Origin of the sequence: Lederbergia citri (genome assembly GCF_018343625.1) — a bacterium.
Classification (GTDB): Bacteria; Bacillota; Bacilli; order Bacillales; family Bacillaceae_C; genus Lederbergia; species Lederbergia citri.
Window position 1 is genome coordinate 489246 of sequence record NZ_JAGYPG010000001.1, and the last position, 25355, is coordinate 514600.

27 protein-coding genes are annotated in these 25355 nt (G+C 36.8%); all 27 read left to right on the forward strand.

All coding sequences use genetic code 11. From position 1 onward, the window contains the following. The first annotated feature begins 3 nt into the window (after positions 1-3). Positions 4-1290: a hypothetical protein gene (locus tag KHA97_RS02615; protein WP_213123195.1), complete on the forward strand. Its 1287-nt coding sequence runs from the start codon at positions 4-6 to the stop codon at positions 1288-1290. Then, positions 1287-1580: an EscU/YscU/HrcU family type III secretion system export apparatus switch protein gene (locus KHA97_RS02620; RefSeq protein ID WP_213123196.1), complete on the forward strand. Its 294-nt coding sequence runs from the start codon at positions 1287-1289 to the stop codon at positions 1578-1580. Before KHA97_RS02615 ends, KHA97_RS02620 begins: the two co-directional genes overlap by 4 nt. A gap of 77 nt (positions 1581-1657) precedes the next feature. After that, a complete protein-coding gene (gene sucC / locus KHA97_RS02625) occupies positions 1658-2818 on the forward strand; it encodes an ADP-forming succinate--CoA ligase subunit beta (protein ID WP_213123197.1) in 1161 nt (386 codons plus the stop codon). A 39-nt stretch (positions 2819-2857) separates the two neighbouring features. Next, positions 2858-3760 (forward strand): succinate--CoA ligase subunit alpha, encoded by a 903-nt coding sequence (sucD, locus tag KHA97_RS02630; protein WP_213123198.1) that lies wholly within the window; start codon positions 2858-2860, stop codon positions 3758-3760. A gap of 487 nt (positions 3761-4247) precedes the next feature. Beyond that, entirely contained in the window at positions 4248-4964 is a 717-nt protein-coding gene (gene dprA / locus KHA97_RS02635; RefSeq protein ID WP_233713368.1) for a DNA-processing protein DprA, read from the forward strand. 333 nt (positions 4965-5297) lie between these two features. Next, positions 5298-7373, forward strand: coding sequence for a type I DNA topoisomerase (gene topA / locus KHA97_RS02640; protein WP_213123200.1), 2076 nt, complete (start codon positions 5298-5300; stop codon positions 7371-7373). A gap of 545 nt (positions 7374-7918) precedes the next feature. Then, the gene (gene xerC / locus KHA97_RS02645) at positions 7919-8824 is read left to right on the forward strand and encodes a tyrosine recombinase XerC (protein WP_213123201.1); all 906 of its coding nucleotides are present in this window, start codon (positions 7919-7921) and stop codon (positions 8822-8824) included. A 23-nt stretch (positions 8825-8847) separates the two neighbouring features. After that, positions 8848-9390 (forward strand): ATP-dependent protease subunit HslV, encoded by a 543-nt coding sequence (gene hslV, locus KHA97_RS02650; protein WP_213123202.1) that lies wholly within the window; start codon positions 8848-8850, stop codon positions 9388-9390. Positions 9391-9452: 62 nt separating this feature from the next. Further along, positions 9453-10844, forward strand: coding sequence for an HslU--HslV peptidase ATPase subunit (hslU, locus tag KHA97_RS02655; RefSeq protein WP_213124279.1), 1392 nt, complete (start codon positions 9453-9455; stop codon positions 10842-10844). 102 nt (positions 10845-10946) lie between these two features. Further along, positions 10947-11726 carry a GTP-sensing pleiotropic transcriptional regulator CodY gene (gene codY, locus KHA97_RS02660; protein WP_213123203.1) on the forward strand — a complete coding sequence of 260 codons (780 nt, stop codon included), beginning with the start codon at positions 10947-10949 and terminating at the stop codon, positions 11724-11726. A 476-nt stretch (positions 11727-12202) separates the two neighbouring features. Further along, positions 12203-12592 carry a flagellar basal body rod protein FlgB gene (gene flgB / locus KHA97_RS02665; protein ID WP_213123204.1) on the forward strand — a complete coding sequence of 130 codons (390 nt, stop codon included), beginning with the start codon at positions 12203-12205 and terminating at the stop codon, positions 12590-12592. 7 nt (positions 12593-12599) lie between these two features. Beyond that, positions 12600-13049 (forward strand): flagellar basal body rod protein FlgC, encoded by a 450-nt coding sequence (gene flgC / locus KHA97_RS02670; RefSeq protein WP_213124280.1) that lies wholly within the window; start codon positions 12600-12602, stop codon positions 13047-13049. Positions 13050-13071: 22 nt separating this feature from the next. Then, the gene (gene fliE / locus KHA97_RS02675; RefSeq protein ID WP_213123205.1) at positions 13072-13377 is read left to right on the forward strand and encodes a flagellar hook-basal body complex protein FliE; all 306 of its coding nucleotides are present in this window, start codon (positions 13072-13074) and stop codon (positions 13375-13377) included. 51 nt (positions 13378-13428) lie between these two features. Continuing rightward, complete coding sequence (gene fliF, locus KHA97_RS02680; protein ID WP_213123206.1) at positions 13429-15015, forward strand: flagellar basal-body MS-ring/collar protein FliF; 1587 nt, start codon at positions 13429-13431, stop codon at positions 15013-15015. Positions 15016-15027: 12 nt separating this feature from the next. Beyond that, positions 15028-16035: a flagellar motor switch protein FliG gene (gene fliG / locus KHA97_RS02685; protein WP_213123207.1), complete on the forward strand. Its 1008-nt coding sequence runs from the start codon at positions 15028-15030 to the stop codon at positions 16033-16035. Next, positions 16028-16795 (forward strand): flagellar assembly protein FliH, encoded by a 768-nt coding sequence (gene fliH / locus KHA97_RS02690; protein WP_213123208.1) that lies wholly within the window; start codon positions 16028-16030, stop codon positions 16793-16795. Before fliG ends, fliH begins: the two co-directional genes overlap by 8 nt. Next, on the forward strand, positions 16795-18120 hold the full coding sequence (gene fliI, locus KHA97_RS02695) for a flagellar protein export ATPase FliI (RefSeq protein WP_213123209.1): 1326 nt from the start codon (positions 16795-16797) through the stop codon (positions 18118-18120). Before fliH ends, fliI begins: the two co-directional genes overlap by 1 nt. Further along, on the forward strand, positions 18117-18563 hold the full coding sequence (fliJ, locus tag KHA97_RS02700; RefSeq protein WP_213123210.1) for a flagellar export protein FliJ: 447 nt from the start codon (positions 18117-18119) through the stop codon (positions 18561-18563). The genes fliI and fliJ overlap by 4 nt, the downstream gene beginning before the upstream one ends. Positions 18564-18571: 8 nt before the next feature. After that, positions 18572-19168 (forward strand): MotE family protein, encoded by a 597-nt coding sequence (locus KHA97_RS24360; RefSeq protein WP_325167397.1) that lies wholly within the window; start codon positions 18572-18574, stop codon positions 19166-19168. A gap of 28 nt (positions 19169-19196) precedes the next feature. Further along, on the forward strand, positions 19197-20435 hold the full coding sequence (locus KHA97_RS02710; RefSeq protein ID WP_213123211.1) for a flagellar hook-length control protein FliK: 1239 nt from the start codon (positions 19197-19199) through the stop codon (positions 20433-20435). Between the two features lie 8 nt (positions 20436-20443). Next, positions 20444-21073, forward strand: coding sequence for a flagellar hook assembly protein FlgD (gene flgD / locus KHA97_RS02715; RefSeq protein ID WP_213123212.1), 630 nt, complete (start codon positions 20444-20446; stop codon positions 21071-21073). A 17-nt stretch (positions 21074-21090) separates the two neighbouring features. After that, a complete protein-coding gene (locus tag KHA97_RS02720; RefSeq protein ID WP_213123213.1) occupies positions 21091-21480 on the forward strand; it encodes a TIGR02530 family flagellar biosynthesis protein in 390 nt (129 codons plus the stop codon). Between the two features lie 90 nt (positions 21481-21570). Then, a complete protein-coding gene (gene flgG, locus KHA97_RS02725; RefSeq protein ID WP_213123214.1) occupies positions 21571-22455 on the forward strand; it encodes a flagellar basal body rod protein FlgG in 885 nt (294 codons plus the stop codon). Between the two features lie 52 nt (positions 22456-22507). After that, positions 22508-22726, forward strand: coding sequence for a flagellar FlbD family protein (locus tag KHA97_RS02730; protein ID WP_213123215.1), 219 nt, complete (start codon positions 22508-22510; stop codon positions 22724-22726). Further along, positions 22719-23144 carry a flagellar basal body-associated protein FliL gene (fliL, locus tag KHA97_RS02735; RefSeq protein ID WP_213123216.1) on the forward strand — a complete coding sequence of 142 codons (426 nt, stop codon included), beginning with the start codon at positions 22719-22721 and terminating at the stop codon, positions 23142-23144. The genes KHA97_RS02730 and fliL overlap by 8 nt, the downstream gene beginning before the upstream one ends. 37 nt (positions 23145-23181) lie before the next feature. Next, the gene (fliM, locus tag KHA97_RS02740) at positions 23182-24183 is read left to right on the forward strand and encodes a flagellar motor switch protein FliM (protein WP_213123217.1); all 1002 of its coding nucleotides are present in this window, start codon (positions 23182-23184) and stop codon (positions 24181-24183) included. Then, complete coding sequence (gene fliY / locus KHA97_RS02745) at positions 24173-25342, forward strand: flagellar motor switch phosphatase FliY (protein ID WP_213123218.1); 1170 nt, start codon at positions 24173-24175, stop codon at positions 25340-25342. Before fliM ends, fliY begins: the two co-directional genes overlap by 11 nt. Positions 25343-25355 lie beyond the last annotated feature (13 nt).

Genomic DNA, 25355 nt, shown 5'->3' on the forward strand with positions numbered 1-25355 from the left:
TTAATGGTCATGCAAGCTGTCATGAAGTCTTTGCTTCAAAACCAAGAAGCTAAGCCAACAAGCTCCATTCAATTTCGACCTGGTCAGATTTTTTATGGAGTCATTCAAAAACTATTTCCAAATCAGCATGCGGAAATCCAAGTAGGGGCAAAAAAATTAATCGCAAAACTGGAGGTCCCCCTAACGAATGGTAAAGGTTACTGGCTTCAAGTCACATCTAATGATGGCGCTCCCAAATTAAAACTGCTTAATACCTCAACACCGTTTTCGCAAAGCGAGAGTAGTTCAACTTCATCCCTTTTACAGCAGTTAGGGCTTCATAGCCATAAAATGAATCATTCACTTATACAATTCTTGAGGAACGAGAATATACCGTTGACAAAAGAAGAAATTGTTCGTGCAGCTCAACTTCTTCCACTTGCAAATAATGTAGAAGACGGATTACAAACAATCAAAATGATGTCTGATAGAAAATGGCCATTAAATGAAGGGATATTTAAATCATTCCTTGCTCTCGGAAAAGATGAATCTACAGCACAGTTATTACACTCATTACGTGCATCTTTGCTTTTAGAAAAAAATCCGACGAATTCGGGAAAGGAAATAGTAAATTTATTACAATCTTGGGATTCCGAAGATGCAGAAATGGTGCAATATGGACGTGAAAAAACGTTAAATCAATTGAAACAATCGTTGCACAGAACAGGGATGTTTTATGAAAACTCTCTTTTAGATCGAGAAATTAATAGAGAATCGTTAACAGAATCAATAAAACCTTTATTAGTTAGATTTTTACAGGAAACGTCACAATCGAATCTTAGTGAATCTAAAAATATTGTAGAACAACTTTTATTTAGGATGAATGGATATCAGCTTGTATCATCTGATAATGGGCCAATTCATCATTTGTTATTTGAATTCCCCATTAAACTTGGTCAATTCCAATCTGAAATCTTAATGCAATGGTCAGGAAAGCGAACAAGTGAAGGGAAGATTAATTCCGATTATTGTCGGGTTATTTTTTACTTAGATTTAGAGCACTTAAAAGAAACAGTAGTTGATATGAACGTTCAAAACCGAATTGTAACAGTAAATATTGTGAATTCTAGCAATATTTTGCAGAAATTATCAGAGTCTCTTCTACCTGATGTAGCAAATGGATTAAAAGAAATAGGGTACCATTTATCATCAGTAAATTTTAAATTACCGGAAAATCTTAAACAACAAGATAATAAAAAAAGCCGTTATTACTCCCAACAGTCCTATTCTGGAGTTGATTTCCGAATATGAAGAATAGAAAAGATGATATTTCAATAAAAGAAGCTGTGGCCCTTCATTATCAGAGTGATTTGCATGAGGCGCCGATTGTAGTTGCAAAGGGAAAAGGGCTTATAGCAGATAATATTTTGGCAAAAGGGGAAGAACATAATATTCCTGTCCAGCAGGATGCTACCCTTGTAGAATTACTAGGACAACTTAATATAAACGAAACGATTCCGGAAGATTTGTATAATGCTGTGGCTGAAGTTTTTGCTTTTATATATAAGTTAGATAAACATAAAGGAAACGGGCATTTATAATATTGGACATCCGTTAAACGTTTTAATACAATATATAAGGCAATCTATTTTTTGACAGAGTGATTGGAGGATGGAAAATGAATATCCATGAATATCAAGGTAAAGAAATCCTCAGAAAATATGGGGTTTCCGTACCTAATGGAAAAGTAGCTTTCACCGTTGAAGAGGCAGTAGAAGCGGCTAAGCAGCTTGGTTCCGAAGTAAGTGTAGTAAAAGCACAAATTCACGCGGGTGGCCGTGGTAAAGCTGGTGGAGTAAAAGTAGCTAAAAACTTAGATGAAGTCCGTACATATGCCAATGAAATTTTAGGGAAAACACTTGTTACTCATCAAACAGGTCCTGCTGGAAAAGAAGTAAAACGTCTGTTGATTGAAGAAGGCTGTGATATTAAAAAGGAGTATTATGTTGGTTTAGTTGTAGACCGTGCTACTGACCGCGTCGTTTTGATGGCTTCTGAAGAAGGCGGTACTGAAATTGAAGAAGTAGCAGCAAATACACCTGAGAAAATTTTCTATGAAACTGTAGATCCAGTTGTCGGATTAACAGGATTCCAAGCACGTAGAATCGCTTTTAATATTAATATTCCAAAAGAGCTTGTTGGTAAGGCAGCTAAATTCATGATTAGTCTATATAAAGCTTTTGTAGACAATGATTGCTCAATTGCTGAAATCAATCCATTAGTTGTTACAGGTGATGGTAATGTAATGGCTCTTGATGCTAAATTAAATTTTGATTCTAACGCTCTTTACAGACATAAAGATATTCTTGAATATCGTGACCTTGATGAAGAAGATGCAAAAGAAATTGAAGCATCTAAATATGACCTAAGCTATATTTCTCTTGATGGAAACATCGGTTGTATGGTTAACGGTGCCGGACTTGCGATGGCTACAATGGACATCATTAAATATTATGGTGGGGATCCGGCAAACTTCCTTGATGTTGGGGGCGGTGCGACAGCAGAGAAAGTAACGGAAGCATTTAAAATAATCCTTTCGGATGAGAATGTAAAAGGTATTTTCGTCAATATTTTCGGAGGAATTATGAAATGTGACGTTATTGCAACTGGTGTTGTTGAAGCAGCTAAACAAGTAGGTCTTGAAGTACCGCTTGTTGTCAGACTAGAAGGTACGAATGTTGATTTAGGAAAGAAAATTTTAAACGAATCTGGATTAAACATTATTGCTGCTGAATCAATGGCAGACGGTGCGCAAAAAATTGTTAAATTAGTAGGATAAAACGTCTGCACCCCAGAAAACTGAAAGGTAGGGAAAATCATGAGTGTTTTTGTCAATAAAGATACGAAAGTAATCGTGCAAGGAATTACAGGATCTACTGCACTTTTTCATACAAAGCAAATGCTTGAATACGGCACGAAAATCGTTGGCGGAGTAACACCTGGAAAAGGTGGAACAGAAGTTGAAGGAGTTCCTGTTTTTAATACTGTTGAAGAAGCAGTTAAAGCTACAGGTGCCAACGCATCCGTTATTTATGTTCCTGCGCCGTTTGCTGCTGATGCGATATTAGAAGCCGTAGACGCTGAATTAGACCTTGTCATTTGTATCACAGAGCATATTCCTGTTCTTGATATGGTAAATGTAAATCGTTATATGGAAGGCAAGAAAACTCGTCTTGTCGGACCTAACTGCCCTGGTGTCATTACTCCAGATGAATGTAAAATCGGTATTATGCCAGGATATATTCATACGAAAGGCCATGTAGGGGTAGTTTCCCGTTCTGGTACTTTAACTTATGAAGCTGTGCATCAATTAACTCAAGCAGGAGTTGGTCAATCCACTGCAGTCGGAATCGGCGGAGACCCTGTTAATGGAACGAATTTCATCGATGTATTGAAAGCATTTAACGATGATCCTGAAACAGAAGCTGTCATCATGATAGGTGAAATCGGTGGTACAGCTGAGGAAGAAGCTGCAAGATGGGTTAAAGCTAATATGACTAAACCCGTTGTTGGATTTATTGGAGGACGTACAGCACCTCCAGGGAAACGTATGGGACATGCTGGAGCGATTATTTCAGGCGGAAAAGGTACCGCTGACGAAAAAATTCGCGTCATGAATGAGTGTGGCATCCAAGTTGCAGATACACCTTCTGTCATTGGAGAAACTCTTATTAGCGTAATAAAAGAAAAGGGTCTTTACGAAAAGTGCAAAACACACTAAAATAACATGTTTTTCACCAAAATAGCCCCTCCGAAAAGAGGGGTTATTTTAACAGTAAAGAAATATACTTTTTTTATAAGTATGATTTTTCAGGTAAGATTATTATTGTCTAGCTCAAGCAGCCATCGATTAGCAAACTTGTGGTTAAGTCAACATCGTCTCGCCTTTTAGACTCAACGTGTTTCCATTGTCTCGTCAGAACCTTATAGAGGAACGTCGACTAAAAACCGCCACATCCTGTGGCGACGTCGACGGACCCACATCCTGTGGGCCTGTACGTCGCTGAACAGGCGCTTCGCTTTTGTTCTAAAAAATACTAAAGGAGTGAACCAAAATTTTTAAAGAAAAGTTATTTCATCTCGTTCATTGCAGATCTATAACAAATGCAATGATTAGAAATCTTCTAAAACTAGATCCTCAATTGCAAAACCTATACAAAATGCCCCCAGCAAAACTTCAACAATTCCTTCAAATTCATTCAAGCAAAATGGAGAAGTTTAAATATGAGTTCCATTCCATTAACGTGCATAAACTTACTAAACTATATAACTCAAAGAACATATCTTATATTACTTTTCATGATTCTGACTACCCTCAAGTGTTACAAGAAATTCATGATCCACCTTTAGTTCTTTTTTTTAAGGGAAACAAAAACTTGTTAACTAAACACGCCATTGCCATTGTTGGTGCTCGTGCAGCTAATAAATATGCACAAACTGCTCTTGACTTGATTTTGCCTGAACTAATAAGGAATAATATTGTTATTGTAAGTGGGTTGGCAAAAGGTACCGATACTTTCGCCCATGAAAAAACGATTGAAAGTGGTGGCAAAACGATAGCCGTCCTCGGTGGGGGATTTTTCCACTTATATCCTCCAGAAAATAAAGCGCTTGCAGCCGAAATCGAAAAAAACCATTTACTATTATCTGAATATGCTCCTATAATCAAACCAGAGAGATGGCATTTTCCGATGAGGAATCGCATTATTAGCGGACTGGCGAAAGGAACAATCGTTGTTCAAGCAAAAAAGAGAAGTGGATCATTAATAACGGCCGACATGGCATTAGAAGCAGGTAGAGAAGTTTTTGCCTTTCCCGGTCCGATCAACGATTCTCTTTCTGAAGGAACGAATCATCTTATTCAGCAGGGAGCAAAGTTAATTACTTCCGGAAATGATATTTTAGAGGAAATAATTTTAGAGTAACCACGGTAAATCTTTTAAGATATGTTATAGAACATTATTTTTTTTACATCAAAGTTTAGTGAGGGAGAAGGTGCAAGACTTAGAGGGCAAACACTTAACAGAGGACACCAGAGGTGCGTAAAACCTATGGAAAGTTAGATTTTGGAGTGGAAATTAGGACTGAAGAATTGCAACTTAAAAATAAAAAGCTTGCAATTAATGTTATGGTAGGATAGATTTTTCATAAACATTTTTAACGAAATGATAAAGATCATTTACTGACTTCGATATTCTTCATTGACAAAATGATCTTTCCCATATAGTATTTACTCTGATTTATAGGGAGGATTGTGCATGTCGGATTACTTAGTAATTGTGGAATCGCCTGCGAAGGCTAAAACAATAGAACGATATCTTGGAAAAAAATATAAAGTGAAGGCATCCATGGGCCATATTAGAGACCTGCCAAGAAGCCAAATGGGTGTAAATGTTGAGGAAAATTATGAACCTAAATATATAACGATTAGAGGAAAAGGACCAGTATTAAAAGATTTAAAAACCGCTGCAAAAAAAGCGAAAAAAGTTTTTCTCGCAGCTGACCCTGATCGTGAAGGTGAAGCCATTGCATGGCACTTAGCTCATAGCTTGGATGTAGATGTTAATTCGGATTGCCGTGTAGTATTTAATGAAATAACTAAAGATGCCATTAAGGAGTCTTTTAAGCATCCTCGTCCAATTAATATGGACTTAGTCGATGCCCAACAGGCTAGAAGGGTGTTAGATAGGCTTGTTGGCTATAATATTAGCCCACTTTTTTGGAAAAAAGTAAAAAAGGGACTAAGTGCAGGAAGAGTACAATCTGTCGCAGTACGTTTAATAATTGACAGAGAAAATGAAATTAAGAAATTTATCCCTGAGGAATATTGGTCAATAGAAGGGGATTTTAAAAAGAATAAAGAACGTTTTCAAGCTTCGTTTTATGGGTTGAACGATAAAAAAGCAAAGCTCAGTAATAAAGATGATGTTGATTCCATCATGAACAAATTAAATGGCGATACCTTTCTAGTAGAATCGGTCGAAAAAAAGGAGAGAAAGAGAAATCCTGCTTTGCCATTTACTACTTCTTCATTACAGCAAGAAGCTGCAAGAAAATTGAACTTTAGAGCAAAAAAGACGATGATGCTAGCGCAGCAATTATACGAGGGAATAGCAATTGGCAAGGAAGGCACCGTCGGCCTTATCACATATATGAGAACTGATTCTACAAGAATCTCAGAAGTAGCTCAGAAAGAAACAGCCGAATATATTGAGGCTAAGTTTGGAAAAGACTTTTTAAAATATTCCAATCAAAAAGAGAAAAAACAGACGAATGCTCAAGATGCCCACGAAGCTATAAGACCTACTAGTACTTTAAGAAATCCGGATTCCGTTAAAGCATACTTAAGCAGAGATCAATATCGTTTGTATAAGTTAATATGGGATCGATTTGTGGCGAGTCAAATGGCACCTGCGGTTATGGATACAATGGCTGTAACGCTAAAAAATGGTGAAGTTTATTTTCGTGCAAACGGATCAAAAATAAAATTTCCTGGCTTCATGAAAGTATATGTTGAGGGAACGGACGACCAACAAGAAGAGAAAGAAAACATGCTGCCGGAATTGGTTGTAGGTGACAAGGTTAATGCTGAAAAGCTAGTTCCAAAACAGCATTTTACACAACCACCTCCAAGGTATACGGAGGCAAGACTAGTAAAAACACTTGAAGAACTTGGAATAGGCAGACCATCTACGTATGCGCCGACACTAGATACTATTCAAAAACGTGGATATGTCGCACTTGATAATAAACGATTTGTCCCTACTGAACTTGGGGAAATTGTTCATGAAATAATGATGGAATTTTTCCCTGAAGTAATCGATGTAGAATTTACTGCAAAGATGGAAAATGAGTTGGATGAAATTGAAGAAGGCAAAATCAAGTGGGTTTCTATTATTGATGAATTTTATAGAGACTTCGAGAAGAATTTGAAAAAAGCCGAAAAAGAGATGCAAGAAGTAGAAATTAAAGATGAATACGCAGGCGAGGATTGCGAAAACTGTGGAAACCCAATGGTTATAAAAATGGGACGTTTCGGTAAATTTATGGCATGCAGTAATTTTCCGGATTGCCGGAATACGAAACCCATAGTGAAGGAAATTGGTGTAAAATGTCCAAAGTGTAAAGAAGGAAATATCATAGAAAGAAAAAGTAAAAAGAAACGAATTTTTTACGGATGTGATCGATACCCTTCCTGTGATTTCGTTTCATGGGATAAACCACTCGAACGCCCTTGTCCAAAATGCAGCGGTGTTTTAGTCGAGAAAAAACTGAAAAAAGGAATACAGGTTCAATGTACGGAATGTGATTACAAAGAAAAACATGTACAATAATAAAAACATTAAAAGCTATCTCCATAAGAAAGGGGATAGCTTTTTCAATGCTTAATAAATAATAATTTAGAAAAGTTGTGTATATCCAATTAAAGATAGACTCCGTCTAGCTACAGCGCCAATCGACTAGCAAACATCTTTGCCTTTTCTTTTGCGTAAGTCAACATCGACTCGTACCTCGTCGTGTTTCCTTTATCTCAGTCAAAGACCGATATGAACGTCGACTAAAAACGCCACGTCATGTGGACGTCGACGGACCCACATCCTGTGGGCCTGTACGTTGATAAACAGGCGCTTCCGCTTTTGTTGATGCTTAAAAATGTTTTTTATGTAGTGAATAGTGTAAAATGCAATAAGTGTATATAACTCGAAAATTCATAAAGATAAATATCTAAAGAATAATGCGGCAAAGAACGATTTTCTATAAAATGTATGAATTGGTAATAGTAGTGAAAACAATTCAAAACTTTGTGAAAAATTTGTAACATTCATTGCAACGTCCGGTAAATTGTGATAATATTTAGTAGCCTTTAAGGGGTGAAGCGATGAATAAGTTTTCAGATGAATCAGTATACTCTTTTATTGAATACTTGCAAATTGAACGCAACTATTCCGATTACACGATTAATTTTTATAAAAAAGATATTGAGCAATTTGCTTTGTTCATGAATGCACAAGGAATAAAGTCCTTTTCCGATGTAGAGTACGTCGATGCCCGACTTTTTGTAACAGAACTATATAACAAGAAATTAGCACGGGCAAGTGCTTCGAGAAAAATTTCCTGCCTTCGAAGTTTTTATAAATTTCTTTTGAGGGAAGAATTAGTGAAAGAAAATCCATTTGCACTAGTTATTCAACCGAAAGCGGGAGTAAAGATTCCTAATTTTTTTTATGAAGAAGAGATGAATGTACTTTTCGAAGCTTGCATGGATTCGACACCTTTAAGTATAAGAAATCTTGCATTGCTTGAATTGTTGTATGCTACAGGTATAAGGGTAAGTGAATGTGCAAATATTCAACTTAAAGATCTAGACTTTGATTTTTCAACCATCCTTGTAAAAGGAAAAGGCCGAAAAGAAAGATATGTTCCATTTGGGAGTTTCGCCTTTGACGCATTACAAACCTACATACATCATGGGGCAAGAAATGAACTGATGAAAGGACAAGAAACTCATCAGTATTTATTTGTCAATTCTCGGGGTGGTCCCCTTACAGCGAGTGGAATAAGTCATATCTTGAAAAAGGTGATAGAATCTGCGTCATTGACTGGGAAAATTCATCCTCATATGATTCGTCATTCGTTTGCAACTCATTTGCTTAACAATGGGGCTGATATGAGAACGGTTCAAGAATTACTAGGACATTCTCACTTATCGTCCACTCAAGTATACACACATGTCACGAAAGAACATTTACGCAAAACATATATGAACCACCATCCCAGAGCATGATAAAAGATGAGGGAGGAAAGAAAATGGACCAATTTCATGCTACAACAATATTTGCCGTCCAGCATAATGGAAAAAGTGCGATGGCTGGAGACGGTCAAGTAACATTTGGAAATGCAGTAGTAATGAAACATACAGCAAGAAAAGTCCGTAAACTTTTTAATGGGAAAGTTTTGGCAGGATTTGCAGGTTCGGTAGCTGATGCCTTCACATTGTTTGAAAAATTCGAAAGTAAACTTCAGGAATATAACGGAAACCTTCAACGTGCAGCAGTTGAGCTGGCGAAAGAGTGGAGAAGCGATAAAGTATTGCGCAAACTTGAAGCGATGTTAATTGTCATGGATAAAGAGAATCTGTTACTTGTGTCTGGTACTGGAGAAGTTATTGAACCGGACGATGGGATTCTTGCTATCGGTTCAGGTGGCCATTATGCACTCGCTGCAGGAAGAGCGTTAAAAAATTATGGAGCCGATCACTTAAGTGCAAAGGAAATGGCAAAAGCTTCTTTGGAAATTGCAGCAGATATTTGTGTTTACACGAATAGAAATATAATTGTGGAAGAACTTTAAAAAACTTAAAACATCGCTTTAAAGGAGGGTACGGTTTGGCATCTGAAAAAAAAGGATTTAATATGACCCCTAGAGAAATCGTGGAAAAGCTAGATCAATTTATCATTGGTCAGAAAGAAGCGAAGAGAGCTGTAGCGGTAGCACTTCGAAACCGATATCGAAGAGGATTATTGAGTCCCGATATGCGAGACGAAATCATTCCAAAAAATATATTAATGATTGGTCCAACAGGTGTAGGTAAAACCGAAATTGCTAGACGCATGGCAAAACTTGTTGGTGCGCCATTCGTTAAAGTAGAGGCAACAAAGTTTACAGAAGTAGGTTATGTCGGTCGTGACGTGGAATCGATGGTCCGTGATTTAATGGAAACATCGATTAGAATTGTAAAAGAAGAAAAAATGGAAGAAGTAAAAGATTTAGCTGAAAAGCATGCGAATAATCGGTTAGTAGAACTGCTAGTACCAGCGAAGAAAAAAGCAGAAGGATTTAAAAATCCATTTGAAATGATCTTTGGCGGCGGGCAGCAAGAAACAGAAGATGATGATTTGGAAAAGCAAGAAGAAATGAGTATCCGAGAGAAGAGAAGATTCATCGCTCAAAAATTAGCAAACGGTGAATTGGAAAATGAGATGGTCCAAGTTGAAGTAGAAGAACAACAGCCGTCGATGTTTGATATGCTGCAAGGTTCCGGTATGGAGCAAATGGGCATGAATATGCAGGATGCGCTAAGCAACTTAATACCGAAGAAAAAGAAAAAACGAAACTTAGCAGTGAAAGACGCGCGCATCGTTTTAACAAATGATGAAGCTCAAAAATTAATTGATATGGATGATGTTTCGCAGACGGCGATAATAAGGGCAGAGCAAACAGGAATTATTTTTATCGATGAAATCGATAAAATTGCAAGTAGAGGAAACTCCAGCTCGAATGTTGATGTATCAAGAGAAGGTGTGCAGCGCGATATTTTACCTATTGTTGAAGGGTCGACAGTGGTAACAAAATATGGTCCTGTTAAAACTGATTTTATATTGTTTATCGGAGCGGGAGCCTTCCATATATCTAAGCCATCTGATTTAATTCCTGAGCTGCAAGGACGTTTTCCTATACGTGTGGAACTAGGTAAGCTCTCTGTCGAAGATTTTGTCAGCATTCTTACAGAGCCTGATAATGCATTGATTAAACAATATATTGCATTATTGGAAACGGAAGGTATACAAATCGAATTTTCTGACGATGCTATTTACAGACTTGCCGAGATTGCCTTCAATGTCAATCAAGAAACGGATAATATTGGGGCAAGACGTCTTCATACAATAATGGAAAAACTTCTCGAAGATTTATCTTTTGAGGCACCTGATGTAGCGATGGGAACGATCAAGATTACTAAGCATTATGTCGATGAAAAACTTGCTGTTATTTCCAAAGATAAGGACTTAAGCCAGTTTATTCTATAAGAGTTTTATGTAATATCCGTCAGGGAATGTTATGAATAGTGGCTATATATTTTGCTGAAGTGAATTTATATAGAATTGTAATAATTTTAGGAGGAGAAACTATTGGAACTATTATCTAGAACAAGAACTATTAATGCAATGCTACAAAGAGCTGCGGGAAAACCCGTAAATTTTAAAGAAATGTCAGAAACACTAAGCTCCGTTATTCAGGCAAATATTTTCGTATTAAGTCGCAGAGGTAAATTGTTAGGTTATGCAATCAATCAAGCAATTGAAAATGAAAGAATGAAAAAAATGCTTGAAGATAGACAATTCCCTGAAGAATATACAAAAAGCTTATTCAATATTACTGAAACTTCTTCTAACCTTGGTGTTGATAGTGAGTACACTGCGTTTCCAGTTGAGAATAAAGAGTTGTTCAATAATGGTTTAACAACGATAGTACCAATTAACGGCGGAGGGGAACGTCTTGGAACGTTGATTCTCGCACGTTTAGAAGATGAGTTTCAAGATGATGATCTAATCTTAGCTGAATATGGTGCAACTGTTGTAGGCATGGAGATTTTACGAGAAAAATCTGAAGAAATTGAGGAAGAAGCAAGAAGCAAAGCTGTCGTACAAATGGCAATCAGTTCATTATCTTACAGTGAACTAGAGGCTATCGAACATATTTTTGAAGAATTAAATGGGAATGAAGGACTGCTCGTTGCTTCGAAAATTGCCGATCGTGTAGGAATTACACGTTCAGTCATTGTAAATGCTTTGAGAAAGCTTGAAAGTGCCGGCGTAATTGAATCCCGTTCTCTAGGTATGAAGGGAACATATATTAAAGTGTTAAATTCCAAATTTCTTAAAGAACTTGAGAAAATTAAATCAAACTAAATTTCACAAAAAAGTTACTAGATATTTTTATCTAGTAACTTTTTTATTGTTTTTTTTGGGAAATTATTACTTTTAAGGAGGTAGTTTACTCTATTTCAGCTCCAAGCAACTAACAATCTTTCGGATTCTTTCAACGATAAGCCACCTAGGGGCTCTAGGTCAAATAACCTCCAGACCAAAAGTTGAAGAACAATTTCTGGGTTTGGAGAACAACCTCTTATCTACCCCTAATCAATCGTTACCGCTTATAGTAGCTCACCATGTACCCTTTATCTCGTTAAAATCCTATAAAGTTTGTACGTCGCTGAACAGGCGATTACGCAATTATTCTTGAGACTTAAGAACTATTTTGTCTAGAATTGGGGAATTTTATCGGAAAATTGTAGTACCATGTGTAGACGTAATATGACAAAAACATTACAATGTATGTATGGTAAAACTAACCAGAATAGATAAAAAGAAGAGTGGTGTCGAAATTGCAATTATTCTCTGGTAATATTCAAACGCTTGAAAAAGCCTTGAATTATTCGTCACTTAAACAAAAAACAATTGCTCAGAATATCGCAAATGTAGACGTACCGAATTATAAAGCAAAAGCAGTAAGTTTTAAGGAAGTATTGGCGGATTCTTCTAGTCAAATCGAAGCTAATAGAACTGATCCGCGCCACTTTCGATTTACTGTCGGCAGTGAAGGACCTCAAATTTATACAAAACATAATACTGAATACAATCACAATGGAAACAACGTAGACATTGACAATGAAATGTCTGACATGGCAGCCAATCAAATCTATTACCAAGCCTTAATTGAAAGATTAAATGGAAAATTTTCTACCCTTCAAAACGTAATAAAAGGAGGAAGATAACTTGTCTATGTTTCACAGTATGGGAATAACGTCCTCCGCACTTACTGCGCAAAGATTAAGGATGGATGTTATTTCATCGAATATGGCAAATGTCGATACGACACGTGGAAAATACGTGGATGGCCAGTGGCAGCCATATACAAGAAAAATGGTAGTAATGCAGCCGAAAGAATCGTCGTTTTCATCAATTTTTAACCAAACGCTCGGCAGTAATGGAAATAACAAAATGAATGGTGTGAAAGTTTCAAATATTGTAGAAGATGATACGCCATATCGACTTGTGTACGATCCTCAACATCCGGATGCAAATGAAGAAGGCTATGTCCAAATGCCGAATGTGGACCCGTTGAAAGAAATGGTTGACTTAATGAGCGCAACTCGTTCATATGAAGCGAACGTTACCGTTTTTAATGCATCCAAATCCATGTATATGAAAGCTTTAGAGTTAGGAAAGTAAAATTAGGAGGCAATAAACCATTATGCCGATCAATAGTGTTAACATAGGAAACGTTCAGTTTAATAATGTGAATAATAATGCAAAAAATGAACTTCATGCTCAAAATAGTACAAATTTTAAGGATATGTTGAAAAAAGCAATAGATGAGGTTAATAACGCTCAAGTACAATCAGATATTGCTACAGATAAATTAGCAAGAGGAGAAAATATTGAACTTCATGAAGTAATGATCACTGCTCAAAAAGCATCGATCACAATGCAAGCAGCACTTGAAATTCGTAATAAAGCTGTTGAAGCATATCAAGAAATGATGAGAATGCAAGTTTAGGGCTAATAAGGATTGCCTTTATAGATTTGCTGCATGGTAAGGGGCTTATAAATGAAAGAGACAATAAACGAGAAAATAGCTAGTTTAAAAGAATACTGGACGAACAGAACAGGCAATCAAAAATTCATTTTACTTGGTTCAATTCTTACTGCCCTTATTTTAGTGGCTGGCATCTTCTATTTTGCCTCTAAAACCACATTAGTCCCATTGTATACGAATTTAAAACCTTCAGAGACAGGTTCAATTAAAGAAAGTCTCGATGCAAAAGGAATTAAATCGGAAATTACAGATGGTGGAAAAACAATTAAGGTTCCAGAAGATCAAGTTGATACATTGTTAGTAGAACTAGCTGCAGAAGGAATCCCGAAATCAGGAAATATCGATTATTCTTTTTTTGGTAATAATGCTGGGTTTGGTATGACAGATAATGAGTTTAATGTACTAAAACTAGATGCAACCCAAACAGAACTAGCTGAATTGATGAAAAACATTGATGGAATCGAACAAGCTAATGTCATGATAACTCTCCCTGAAAAAGGAATATTTTTAACGGATTCCAAAGCAGAAGCTTCTGCTTCCATCATATTGCAAACAAAGCCTGGTTACGAGTTCAGTGAAAAACAAATTAAATCACTATATCATCTAGTTTCAAAAAGCATACCGAACTTACCGGTGGAAAATATCGTAATCCGGAATCAATTCCTAGAATATTTTGATTTGGACAGTGAGCAGTATGCAAGCAACGGATATACTCAACAAATGCAAATAAAGAGTCAGGTTGAAAAAGATATCCAACGTCAAGTTCAAAATATGCTTGGAACATTAATGGGCTTTGATAAAGTCGTAACATCCGTTACTGCTGATATAGACTTTACCCAAGAAAACCGAGAAGAAAACCTCGTTTCTCCAGTTGATGAAGAAAATATGAGAGGTATTGCTATAAGTGCCCATCGGATTACGGAAACATTTACTGGGAATGGGGATCAAGCGGGTGGGCTTACAGAATCTGGCGATAACACCGATGTAGGAAATTCATATCTAGCAGGCAGTAACTCCAACGGTGACTATGAAAAAACAGAAGAAACGATTAACAACGAGATTAATAGAATTCGAAAAGAGATCGTAGAAAGTCCATATAAAATTAGAGATCTAGGAATTCAAGTGATGGTGGAACCTCCAAATCCGGATGACATCAACTCATTTCCTGAAGATCGAAAACAAGATATCCAAGAGCTACTCTCTACCATTATAAGGACATCTATCGACAAAGGCACTGGAACTGATTTATCGGATGATGCCATCCAAAATAAGATCGTTGTATCTGTCCAGCCGTTCAATGGAAAGGTAGATGTTAAAACTAATCCAACCCCTACGCTTCCATGGTGGATTTATGTAATAGGTGGATTGTTACTCGTTGTAATTGGTGTTCTACTATTCTTAATATTACGCAAGAGAAGAAGTGAAGAGGACGAAGACGAGGATTTAGAAGAAATGATTAATGAACCAATTGAAATTCCTGAATTAAATGAAGAAGTATTGACAGAATCGGGAATGCGAAGAAAACAGCTTGAAAAATTGGCAAAGGAAAAACCAGACGAGTTTGCCAAATTATTGCGTACATGGTTAGCAGAGGATTAGGAGGAGTTACTATTGTCTAGAAAAGGATTGACTGGAAAGCAAAAGGCAGCCATTCTCTTAATTTCGCTTGGACCCGATGTTGCATCATCTGTGTATAAGCATTTGACAGAAGAAGAAATGGAAAAATTAACATTGGAAATTTCTAGTGTGAGAAAAGTTGACTCCTCCGCAAAAGAAGATGTAATGGATGAGTTCCATAATATCGCAATAGCACAAGATTATATAACCCAAGGTGGTATCGGCTACGCAAAGACAGTTTTGGAAAAAGCACTTGGAGCTGAACAAGCCATGAGCATTATTAATAGGCTTACTTCTTCTTTACAAGTTCGGCCATTTGACTTTGCCAGAAAGGCTGATGCGGGTCAGATTTTAAATTTTATCCAGAATGAACATCCACAAACGATTGCACTTATTTTATCTTATTTAGATCCTGAGAAAGCAGGTCAAATCTTATCTGAGTTGCCGCAAGATAAGCAGACAGATATTGCAAAGCGAATTGCTGTAATGGACCGTACATCACCTGAAGTCATTAGTGAGATTGAAAGTATTCTAGAGCGAAAGCTGTCAGCGACCGTTACTCAAGATTACACTCAAACAGGTGGAATTGAAGCAGTCGTCGACGTATTAAATGGTGTCGACCGTGCAACGGAAAAGACCATTTTAGATGCTCTTGAAATTGAAGATCCTGTTTTAGCGGAAGAAATTAAAAAGCGAATGTTTGTATTCGAAGATATTGTTACGCTCGACAATAGATCTATTCAACGAATTATTCGCGAGTGTGACAATGAAGATTTATTGCTAGCGCTTAAGATTTCAAGTGATGAAGTGAAAGATGTCATTTATCGAAATATGTCAACACGAATGGTTGAAACGATAAAAGAAGAAATGGAATTTATGGGACCTGTAAGATTAAGAGATGTAGAGGAAGCTCAGACAAAAATTGTCGGCATTATACGTAGACTTGAGGAATTAGGCGAAATCATCGTGGCGCGTGGTGGAGGAGACGATATTATTGTCTAAGCTAATAAAAAATAGTTCATCACAACTACTTAATAATGATGCAAAAGTGATTAAGGTTAGAAAAATAGAATCCTTACATCAAGAACACGATGAACAGATTAATCAAACCATATTTATGGAAGAAAGAGCAGAAATTCTACGCAATGCAGAGCTAGAAGCTCAAAAACTTCTTGAGGAAGCCAAGTTAAAAGTAGATCAAATGATCGAGCAAGTGGAGATGCGTCGAACTGAATGGCAAGAAGAAGAGCAAAGGCTCGCAAGTGAAGCGTATGAAAAAGGTCTCCATCTAGGAATAGAAGAAGGCAGGCAAAATGGCTACACCGAATACGCAAGCTTAATCGAAAAAGCGAAGGATGTTGTTGATTCTTCGAAAAAAGCTTTTCAAAGCTATCTTGAAAGTTCAGAACCAACGATTGTTGAAATTGCCATAAAAGCTGCGGAACGAATTATGTATACGAGCTTGGCTGATGAAGAAGAGAGATTTATTCCACTCGTAAAAAGAGCGCTTAAAGAAGCTAAAGATTTTAAAGAAGTTCAGATTCATGTTCATCCGTTGCAGTATGAACTTTTACTATCGGAAAAAAATGAATTAGACGCAATATTCCCGCACGGAATTCAATGTTTTATTTATCCAGATGAGGATTTGGAAGAATATTCGTGCTTTATAGAATCTGAGAATGGCAGAATTGATGCAAGCGTATCTAGCCAGCTTGTTGAGTTAAAAAAGAACTTAATGGAATTACTTAAGGGCGATGATTAATGGAAGCAAAAGACTTAATTCCATATATAAAAAACATCCCGACGTTTCAGCGGTATGGCCGAGTTAGTAGAGTTGTAGGGCTAATGATTGAATCACAAGGTCCTGAATGTTCCATCGGCGATGTATGTTTGATTCATATAGGCGGGAAAGCAAAGAAAAGAAAGATTATGGCAGAGGTTGTTGGTTTTAAGGAGCAGCATATTATCCTGATGCCATATACAAATATTCAAGAAATTGCACCGGGCAGCCTAGTTGAAGCCACTTCAAATCCTTTGCAAATTAAGGTTGGTCCTGAGTTAATCGGCCGTGTAGTAGATTCATTAGGCAACCCAATGGATGGACTCTCAATGCCGATGCGAATGAAATCTATTCCGACAGATCAGACACCTCCAAACCCATTGAGCAGGCCGCCTGTTTCCGAGAAACTGGAAGTTGGAGTAAAAACAATAGATAGTTTGCTAACAGTCGGAAAAGGACAGAGAATGGGAATATTTGCAGGAAGTGGAGTCGGAAAAAGTACATTACTTGGGATGATTGCAAGAAATACGACAGCAGATATTAACGTCATTGCACTCATCGGAGAACGAGGCAGGGAAGTAAGAGAATTTATTGATAGAGATCTTGGCCCTGAAGGTTTGAAAAAGACAATCATCGTGGCAGCCACATCGGATATGCCCGCTCTTATGAGAATTAAAGGCGCATTTACTGCAACGGCAATAGCAGAATATTTCCGAGACAAGGGAAATGATGTCATGTTCATGATGGATTCCGTCACAAGGGTAGCAATGGGACAGAGAGAAGTCGGACTAGCAGTTGGAGAACCGCCTGCTACTAAAGGTTATACCCCTTCAGTCTTTGCCATATTGCCTCGCCTTTTAGAACGAACAGGAACAAATGAACATGGGTCGATTACTGCATTTTATACAGTTCTAGTAGACGGTGATGATATGAATGAACCAATTGCTGATGCGGTTAGAGGGATATTAGATGGACATATCGTCCTAGATCGCGAATTAGCAAATAAAGGTCAGTATCCTGCTATAAACGTTTTAAAAAGTGTAAGTCGGCTTATGAATCACCTTGCTGAAAAAGATCACCGCAGAGCAGCTGAAAGGCTTAGAGATTTATTGAGTATTTATTCTAACTCCGAGGACTTAATTAATATTGGCGCATATAAACGTGGTGCATCGAAAGAAATAGATGAGGCCATATTAGCATATCCAACTATTATTAATTTCCTTAAACAAGAAACAAATGATCATTTTACGATTCAAGAAAGTATTGACAGTATGATTGACCTGATGAAAATAGGTGAATTGAATTGAAATACGAGTACAAATTCCAAAAAATTTTAAAGCTAAAAGAACGGGAAAAGGACGAGGCATTGTCTTTATACCAAGATTCAGTTAAAAATTTTGAAGTCGTCGCAGAACAATTATTTGATTTATTGAAGAAGAAAGAAAATCTTGAGCAATATCAACTAAATGAACTAGCAAACGGCCTTTCCATTCATAAAATCCGGCATTATCAACAATTTATCAGTAATTTAGAAAAAACAATTAATCATGTACAACGACTAGTTATGAATGCACGAAATACGATGAATTGGTATGAAGAAAAGCTTAAAGAGAGCAATATCGAAGTAAAAAAATATGAAAAATTAAAAGAGAAAACCTATCAATATTACTTGCAAATGCTTGATAAAACAGAAAATATGCACCTTGATGAATATGCTTCCGTTCAATATTTTCATCGAGGCGGAAATTAGGTGAGAAAGTGGAAAAAACCTTAAAAAATCAAAATATCGAAAAGGAACCGAGCACTTTTCATCGGTTTATCTTTTGGGTTTTAATTCCGCTTCTATTTGCGCTCTTTTTAACTTTACTGATTACCTCGATAGCTGGGGTAAATGTTTTCCAAAGGGCAAAAGAGATAGGTGAAAAGGTTCCTGTTATTTCTAGTATGATTGCTGGTACGGCAAAGGATAATCTCCTCGAGTATGAGGAAAAAATCGTTAGTCTCGACGCCGAAATACAAAATAAAAATGCGCAAATTGATCAGCTTAAATCACAGATTGATAAAAATGAAACTGAAAAAGAACGCTTTTTACTAGAAAAGGAACAGCTGGAACAAACAATCGATGAATTAAGGCAAATGCGAGACGAAAATAAACGTGCTTATAAAGAAATTGTTTCAACCTATGAAGCAATGGCGCCAAAAAATGCAGCTCCCATTATTTTAGAAATGAAAGATGATGAAGCTGTAAAAGTATTGTCTAATATTGGCACTGAATCTTTAGCAAAGATATTAGAAAAAATGCCTCCTGAGCAAGCCGCAAAATATTTAGAAAAGCTTTCTGCGAAAACAGAGTAATTTTTCACATTTGAAAGGGGGTGAAAATATGAAAATAGGCGGATTGGAATCAACCTTTTTCCAGGAACCATTATCTGCTACTAGCTCTATGACCACGAATAACTCACGTTTTCAAATGATCTTAGGGGCAACACTTGCAAATAATGGGAAAATCCTTACAGAGGAACAATCAGCACAAGAAATGGATATTATCACGAGTCTGATTGAGGCTTTAATGGAAAATGTTGATACGGATGAAATGAATTTTAACCAAGATCTACGACAATCTTTAGATGAAACCATCCAAAAATTAGTTGATTGGCTAAAAGAGAATGTGGATTCCGTTCAATTGCCAGAATCAATAAAGCAGGACGAGCTCCTCCCAGAGGACTTTTTATCGGCATCGGTTTTATTGTTTAACATTATGAATGAAGTAAATAATGATACATTGAAAAGTTTACCTTTAGAGAAAACGGCACCTTATATTAAAGCTGTTAAAGAATTTCTTTTTGTTGCAAAGGAGAACGTTGTTAGCCTAAAAGAAATGCAGCAGCTTGAAGAATTGGAAGTATCGATGGAGCATTTATTAAAAAGACTTCAGGAGATGGCGAAGGATACAAAACATCAAAATATGAGACATACGTTAGATAATGTATTTTCTAAAGGGAAAGAACTGAATCATTTCCAACAACTAGGCAACAGCTCGAATGTATTGCAGTCGTTATTAGGAAAGACTCCTCATGATCGAGGATTAAGTAAGCAGATTGTTGATGCTAACCTTGATATGTCAACAAATTCAAATCCGGTTTTACGAACTGAATCTTTTATTTTGAATGTAAGGGATTCTGTAAATGAAGAAACCGCGATGCGTGGGTTTGTAAGAGAGTTTTCCAATATATTAGCAAGGTCTAGCCTTACAAAAGGATTTAATACGACAAGATTATTAATAAGGCTGCATCCGGAAGAATTAGGAACATTAAGGGTAGAACTTTTACAAAAAGATGGGCAAATGACAGCTAGAATTTTAGCTTCCACGCATAAAGCAAAAGAAATGCTTGATTTACAGCTTAGTAGTTTAAGACAAGCTTTTACTCAACAAAACATTTCGGTAGACCGGTTAGAAGTAACATACAGCCAAACTGATCTGCAAAGATATACAAATCAAGAAGGCCGTGGGAATCAACAGCACCAACAAGAACAGAATCAAGAACAAAGGGAATCAAGTCAAGAACATGATAGTAATTTTAAAGACGCTTTAAGCAATATTTTATTTGAAACGGAGGTGTAGTACGCAAAATGCCAATATCAATCGACTCTGACTTGTTATATTCGTCTGTTCAAAAAAGAGAAGCTAAAACAGGTAATGATATTTTAGGGAAAGATGATTTTCTTAAACTGTTAATGGTTCAATTGCAAAATCAGGATCCAATGAACCCGATGCAGGATAAAGAATTCATTGCTCAAATGGCCACCTTTTCTTCGTTAGAGCAAATGACGAATATGAACAAATCAATTGAAAAAATGGTTCAATATGAATCACAGTCCAGTTTAATTGCTCTCAGTCAATTCGTAGGAAAAGAAGTGACATGGCATAAGATCAATGAAACTTCTGAAACGGAAGAACCAACTTTTTCAAATGGAAAAGGAATTGTAAGTTCCGTTCAATTTGTTGGTGATACTGTAAAGTTCACATTGGAGGATGGGACAGAATTAATTCCTGCGAACATCTCACAAGTTAATAATATTGCTGCTGAAACACCACTTATTTACGCCACTTCCATGATTGGAAAAAGTATTACATGGATGAAAAATGATGAGGAGCAAAGTGGAATCGTTACGTCGGTTTCCATGAAGAACAATCAAGTATTTCTTCAAACGGAGGACGGACAATCAATTAAGACAAATGAAGTTGTAAAAATAAGCTAGTAAAGGAAGTTGTGAAAATGAAAAATCACATGATTCATAAGCTTCCTGTGCAGCCAATTACGATACAGCCTAATACTCGTTCAAGCAAAACGGCAAAATCTAGTAACCAAACATTTTCACAATTGTTAGATCAAGCTGTTGCTCTTGAAAATCCACTTACGATAAGTAAACATGCCGAAATGAGAATGGGTCAGAGAAAAATCTCAATTGAACCTCAAGTATGGGAACAAATTGGGTTAAAAGTAAATGAAGCTAAACAAAAAGGTGTGAAAGATTCACTTGTTTTGTTGAAAAATGCAGCTTTAATTGTGAGCGCGAAAAATAATACGGTCGTAACCGTAATGGACAGGCAGGAAGCCGGAAGTCAAATTTTTACGAATATCGATGGAACTATCCTTTTGGATTAAATCAACTAATAAGGAAATCAGCTGGACCTTTTTAGGAAGCTGAGAGCCGCCGACTGACAGACGCGGTTCATAGAAAGGAGATCATATAAAATGATTCGTTCGATGTATTCTGGTATAAGCGGAATGAAAAACTTCCAAACAAAACTGGATGTAATAGGAAACAACATAGCGAACGTTAACACTTATGGATTTAAAAAAGGTCGTGTTACGTTCAAAGATATGGTCAATCAAACAATATCAGGTGCAAGTGGCCCCTCTCAAGGAAAAGGAGGAATTAACCCGAAACAAGTAGGGCTCGGTTCTCAACTTGCAGCGATTGATACAATTGATACGCAAGGCTCCTTGCAAACAACAGGCCGAGTACTTGACCTTGCGATTCAAGGTGATGGGTATTTAGTTGTTGCGGAAGGGGCATTTGGTGGAACACCTAGTACTTTCACACCGACTTCAACCTACTATACAAGAGCTGGAAATTTATATATAAGTAGTGAGGGGTATCTAGTAACTTCTGGTGGGCATTATGTATTATCAGATAATGAAACACCTATTCGATTAAATGATGGTGATATTGAAGGTATTAAAAATTTGAGTATATCAGAGGATGGGAAGATTACCTATATTGCATCAGTTGAAGATACTATAACAACTGTAGGCGATTTTACTAGAGAAGGAACTAGCGATCTATTTATTTCAGACATATCAATCGCCCTTGCCCGCTTCAAAAACCCTGGCGGACTTGAAAAAGTCGGAGAAAATATGTATACCAATACTGTTAACTCCGGAGAAGCTTCCTATAAAATACCCGGCACCGACGGAGCAGGCATTTTAGTTTCCGGTGCTCTCGAAATGTCTAACGTAGACCTCTCAGAGGAATTTACAGAGATGATTGTTGCTCAACGTGGTTTCCAAGCGAATACGAGAATCATTACAACATCTGATGAAATTTTGCAGGAACTCGTTAATTTAAAACGATAATGTAAGGGGGGAGCAGAGCCGGGTGCTCTAATAAACCGGCTCTGACCATTCATTGATCACAATAACTAGATTAAATGGAAAGACCTTTCAACTTAATGCAATATATATTGAAAAAATAGAGTCATTTCCAGATACTACTATAACCCTCACGAATGGACGCAAATATGTAGCAGCAGAATCAGAGGAGTTAATAAGAAGGCGTATCTTGGAATTCTATCAGTCCATTAATCTCCTCGGCCGCAAAGAATTGGAGGATTTAAAAGATGAGTAAAAAATTAATTCCAACGATGATGGTTCTTTTAACGGCAATTTTACTGCTCGCTACATTGACCTTAATCATTATTATGAATCTAGGTGATAAAGGTAACAAGAAAGAACCAACGATAGATGAAGTAGTTAAAGTATCTGTAGATGTACCAGAGATAATGACAAATGTAAAAAATGGTGATTACGTCAAGATTTCCTTTAAAGTACAAACAGATGGAAAAAAAGCAATGCAAGAGTTTAAGAAGAGAGACTTTCAGGTAAAAAATTTAATTATATCGGAGCTTTCCGAATTGGAGCCATCTGATTTAGATGGTAAAGAAGGTAAACAAAAGCTGGAAGAAACGGTGAAAGAAAAAATAAATAGCTTAATGCAAAATGGAAAGATAGTTAGAGTGTATATCACCTCCTATGTCATTTCTTAACATTACTAGTATCCTATTTTGAAACGGGGGTGCAGCTATGCCAGAAGATGTATTATCCCAGAGTGAGATAGATGCCTTGCTATCTGCAATATCAACGGGTGAAATGTCTGCAGAAGATTTTAAAAAAGAAGAAGAAGTTAAAAAGGTTAAAATATATGATTTTAAACGAGCATTAAGATTTTCTAAAGATCAAGTTAGAAGTTTAACGAGAATATATGAAAATTTTGCCCGTATGCTGACAACCTATTTTTCAGCTCAACTTAGGACTTATGTAAATATTACAGTAGCATCAGCAGACCAAATACCTTATGAAGAGTATGTTCGCTCTGTTCCTAATATGACGATTTTAAATGTCATCGAGGTACCTCCTCTTGAAGGTAGAATGATCATGGAAATCCATCCAAATATCGCTTATGCGATGGTCGATCGTATCCTTGGCGGAAAAGGTACATCCTTAAATAAAATCGATAACTTAACTGAAATTGAAACAAGGCTTATGACAAATTTGTTTGAGCATACATTGGAACATTTACAAGAAGCTTGGTCGGGAATTGCAGAAATAGATCCTTATTTGGCCGAGTTAGAAGTAAACCCACAATTTTTGCAAGTCGCGACTCCGAATGAAACAGTCGTCGTCATCTCGATGAATGCAAGTGTAGGAGAAACGAGTGGGATGATTAATATTTGCATTCCACACGTATTGTTGGAACCAATCATTCCAAAGCTTTCGGCACATTATTGGATGGAAACAAACGCAAAAGTTAGAAAGCCGGAAGAGGTTGCATTGCTGGAAGAGAAAATCAAAGAAGCTCATATTGATTTAACTGTGGAACTTGGGCTTTCTACCATTTCAATTCAAGACTTCTTATCGTTAGATTTAGGGGATGTCATTGAATTGAATAGTCGTATCGATGAACCTCTTAAAATCAAAGTTGGTGAAAAGCAAAAATTCATTGGACAGCCTGGTAAGCGAAATAAAAAAATGGCTGTACAAATAATCGATAATATAAAGGAGGGCGAAGGAGATTATGAATGGTGAAATGCTCTCACAAGATGAGATTGATGCGTTATTACGTGGAGAACCTGTGACAGAGGAACCAAATAAACAAGAAGAAGTTCACAATGTATTAGATTATTTAGATGAAATGCAACAAGATGCAATAGGAGAACTTGGGAATATTTCATTTGGAAGTTCCGCAACTGCATTATCTACATTACTGAACCAAAAAGTTGAAATAACAACTCCGTCTGTTTCTATTATTGATAATGCAAAACTAGAGGAAGAGTTCCCACATCCTTATGTTGCGATACAAGTTAAATATACAGCTGGCTTTTCTGGAGTAAATATACTTGTTATAAAGCAAAGCGATGCAGCCATTATAGCTGATTTAATGCTGGGTGGAGATGGAACTTCTCCTGCTGACATGTTGGATGAGATACATTTAAGTGCAGTTCAAGAAGCGATGAACCAAATGATGGGGTCAGCTGCAACTTCAATGTCTTCCATATTTGCGAAGAAGGTTGATATTTCCCCGCCTTCTATAGAGTTATTAAATTTTTCTGAAGGTGAAGGTACAGATACGATTCCACAACAAAACCTTTTAGTAAAAGTATCTTTTCGTCTGACTATTGGCAATTTAATAGATTCTGCGATCATGCAAGTGTTGCCAATCGACTTTGCCAAAAAGCTTGTTGAGGATTTATTGTCAAAAAACAGTGATACAGTGTCTGAACCTAAACAAACTCCTAATACAAATACAGAAACTGTCCAATCTTCAGCAAGTGTAGAGAAACCACAAAATCAACCAATGATGAATTCAAATATGAATCAAAGGGAAAATGACAGAGCTGCGAGTTCAGAGAAGCCTAACGGTCAATTAAATGTTCAAACAGCAAGCTTTTTGGATTTTAATCAACCTAATGTTACAGCAACTGAGACTAAGAATCTGGACATGCTTCTTGATATTCCATTGCAAGTTACTGTAGAGCTTGGAAAGACAAAAAAATCAGTTAAGGAAATTCTCGAACTTGGAGCAGGTTCAATTATTGAATTGGATAAGCTGGCAGGGGAGCCTGTTGATATACTTGTGAACAGCAGGTTGATTGCAAAAGGTGAAGTAGTTGTAATCGATGAAAATTTTGGAGTAAGAGTAACTGACATCGTCAGCCAATCTGATAGAATTAAAAAATTGAATTAAAGTTTGAGGAGGA

What these genes read in the sequence shown, in the direction of transcription:
- KHA97_RS02615 (WP_213123195.1), top strand. Translation starts at nt 4, where the DNA reads ATGGTCATGCAAGCTGTCATGAAGTCTTTGCTTCAAAACCAAGAAGCT.
- KHA97_RS02620 (WP_213123196.1), top strand. Translation starts at nt 1,287, where the DNA reads ATGAAGAATAGAAAAGATGATATTTCAATAAAAGAAGCTGTGGCCCTT.
- sucC (WP_213123197.1), top strand. Translation starts at nt 1,658, where the DNA reads ATGAATATCCATGAATATCAAGGTAAAGAAATCCTCAGAAAATATGGG.
- sucD (WP_213123198.1), top strand. Translation starts at nt 2,858, where the DNA reads ATGAGTGTTTTTGTCAATAAAGATACGAAAGTAATCGTGCAAGGAATT.
- dprA (WP_233713368.1), top strand. Translation starts at nt 4,248, where the DNA reads ATGGAGAAGTTTAAATATGAGTTCCATTCCATTAACGTGCATAAACTT.
- topA (WP_213123200.1), top strand. Translation starts at nt 5,298, where the DNA reads ATGTCGGATTACTTAGTAATTGTGGAATCGCCTGCGAAGGCTAAAACA.
- xerC (WP_213123201.1), top strand. Translation starts at nt 7,919, where the DNA reads ATGAATAAGTTTTCAGATGAATCAGTATACTCTTTTATTGAATACTTG.
- hslV (WP_213123202.1), top strand. Translation starts at nt 8,848, where the DNA reads ATGGACCAATTTCATGCTACAACAATATTTGCCGTCCAGCATAATGGA.
- hslU (WP_213124279.1), top strand. Translation starts at nt 9,453, where the DNA reads ATGACCCCTAGAGAAATCGTGGAAAAGCTAGATCAATTTATCATTGGT.
- flgC (WP_213124280.1), top strand. Translation starts at nt 12,600, where the DNA reads ATGTTTCACAGTATGGGAATAACGTCCTCCGCACTTACTGCGCAAAGA.
- fliE (WP_213123205.1), top strand. Translation starts at nt 13,072, where the DNA reads ATGCCGATCAATAGTGTTAACATAGGAAACGTTCAGTTTAATAATGTG.
- fliF (WP_213123206.1), top strand. Translation starts at nt 13,429, where the DNA reads ATGAAAGAGACAATAAACGAGAAAATAGCTAGTTTAAAAGAATACTGG.
- fliI (WP_213123209.1), top strand. Translation starts at nt 16,795, where the DNA reads ATGGAAGCAAAAGACTTAATTCCATATATAAAAAACATCCCGACGTTT.
- KHA97_RS02710 (WP_213123211.1), top strand. Translation starts at nt 19,197, where the DNA reads ATGAAAATAGGCGGATTGGAATCAACCTTTTTCCAGGAACCATTATCT.
- flgD (WP_213123212.1), top strand. Translation starts at nt 20,444, where the DNA reads ATGCCAATATCAATCGACTCTGACTTGTTATATTCGTCTGTTCAAAAA.
- KHA97_RS02720 (WP_213123213.1), top strand. Translation starts at nt 21,091, where the DNA reads ATGAAAAATCACATGATTCATAAGCTTCCTGTGCAGCCAATTACGATA.
- flgG (WP_213123214.1), top strand. Translation starts at nt 21,571, where the DNA reads ATGATTCGTTCGATGTATTCTGGTATAAGCGGAATGAAAAACTTCCAA.
- fliL (WP_213123216.1), top strand. Translation starts at nt 22,719, where the DNA reads ATGAGTAAAAAATTAATTCCAACGATGATGGTTCTTTTAACGGCAATT.
- fliM (WP_213123217.1), top strand. Translation starts at nt 23,182, where the DNA reads ATGCCAGAAGATGTATTATCCCAGAGTGAGATAGATGCCTTGCTATCT.
- fliY (WP_213123218.1), top strand. Translation starts at nt 24,173, where the DNA reads ATGAATGGTGAAATGCTCTCACAAGATGAGATTGATGCGTTATTACGT.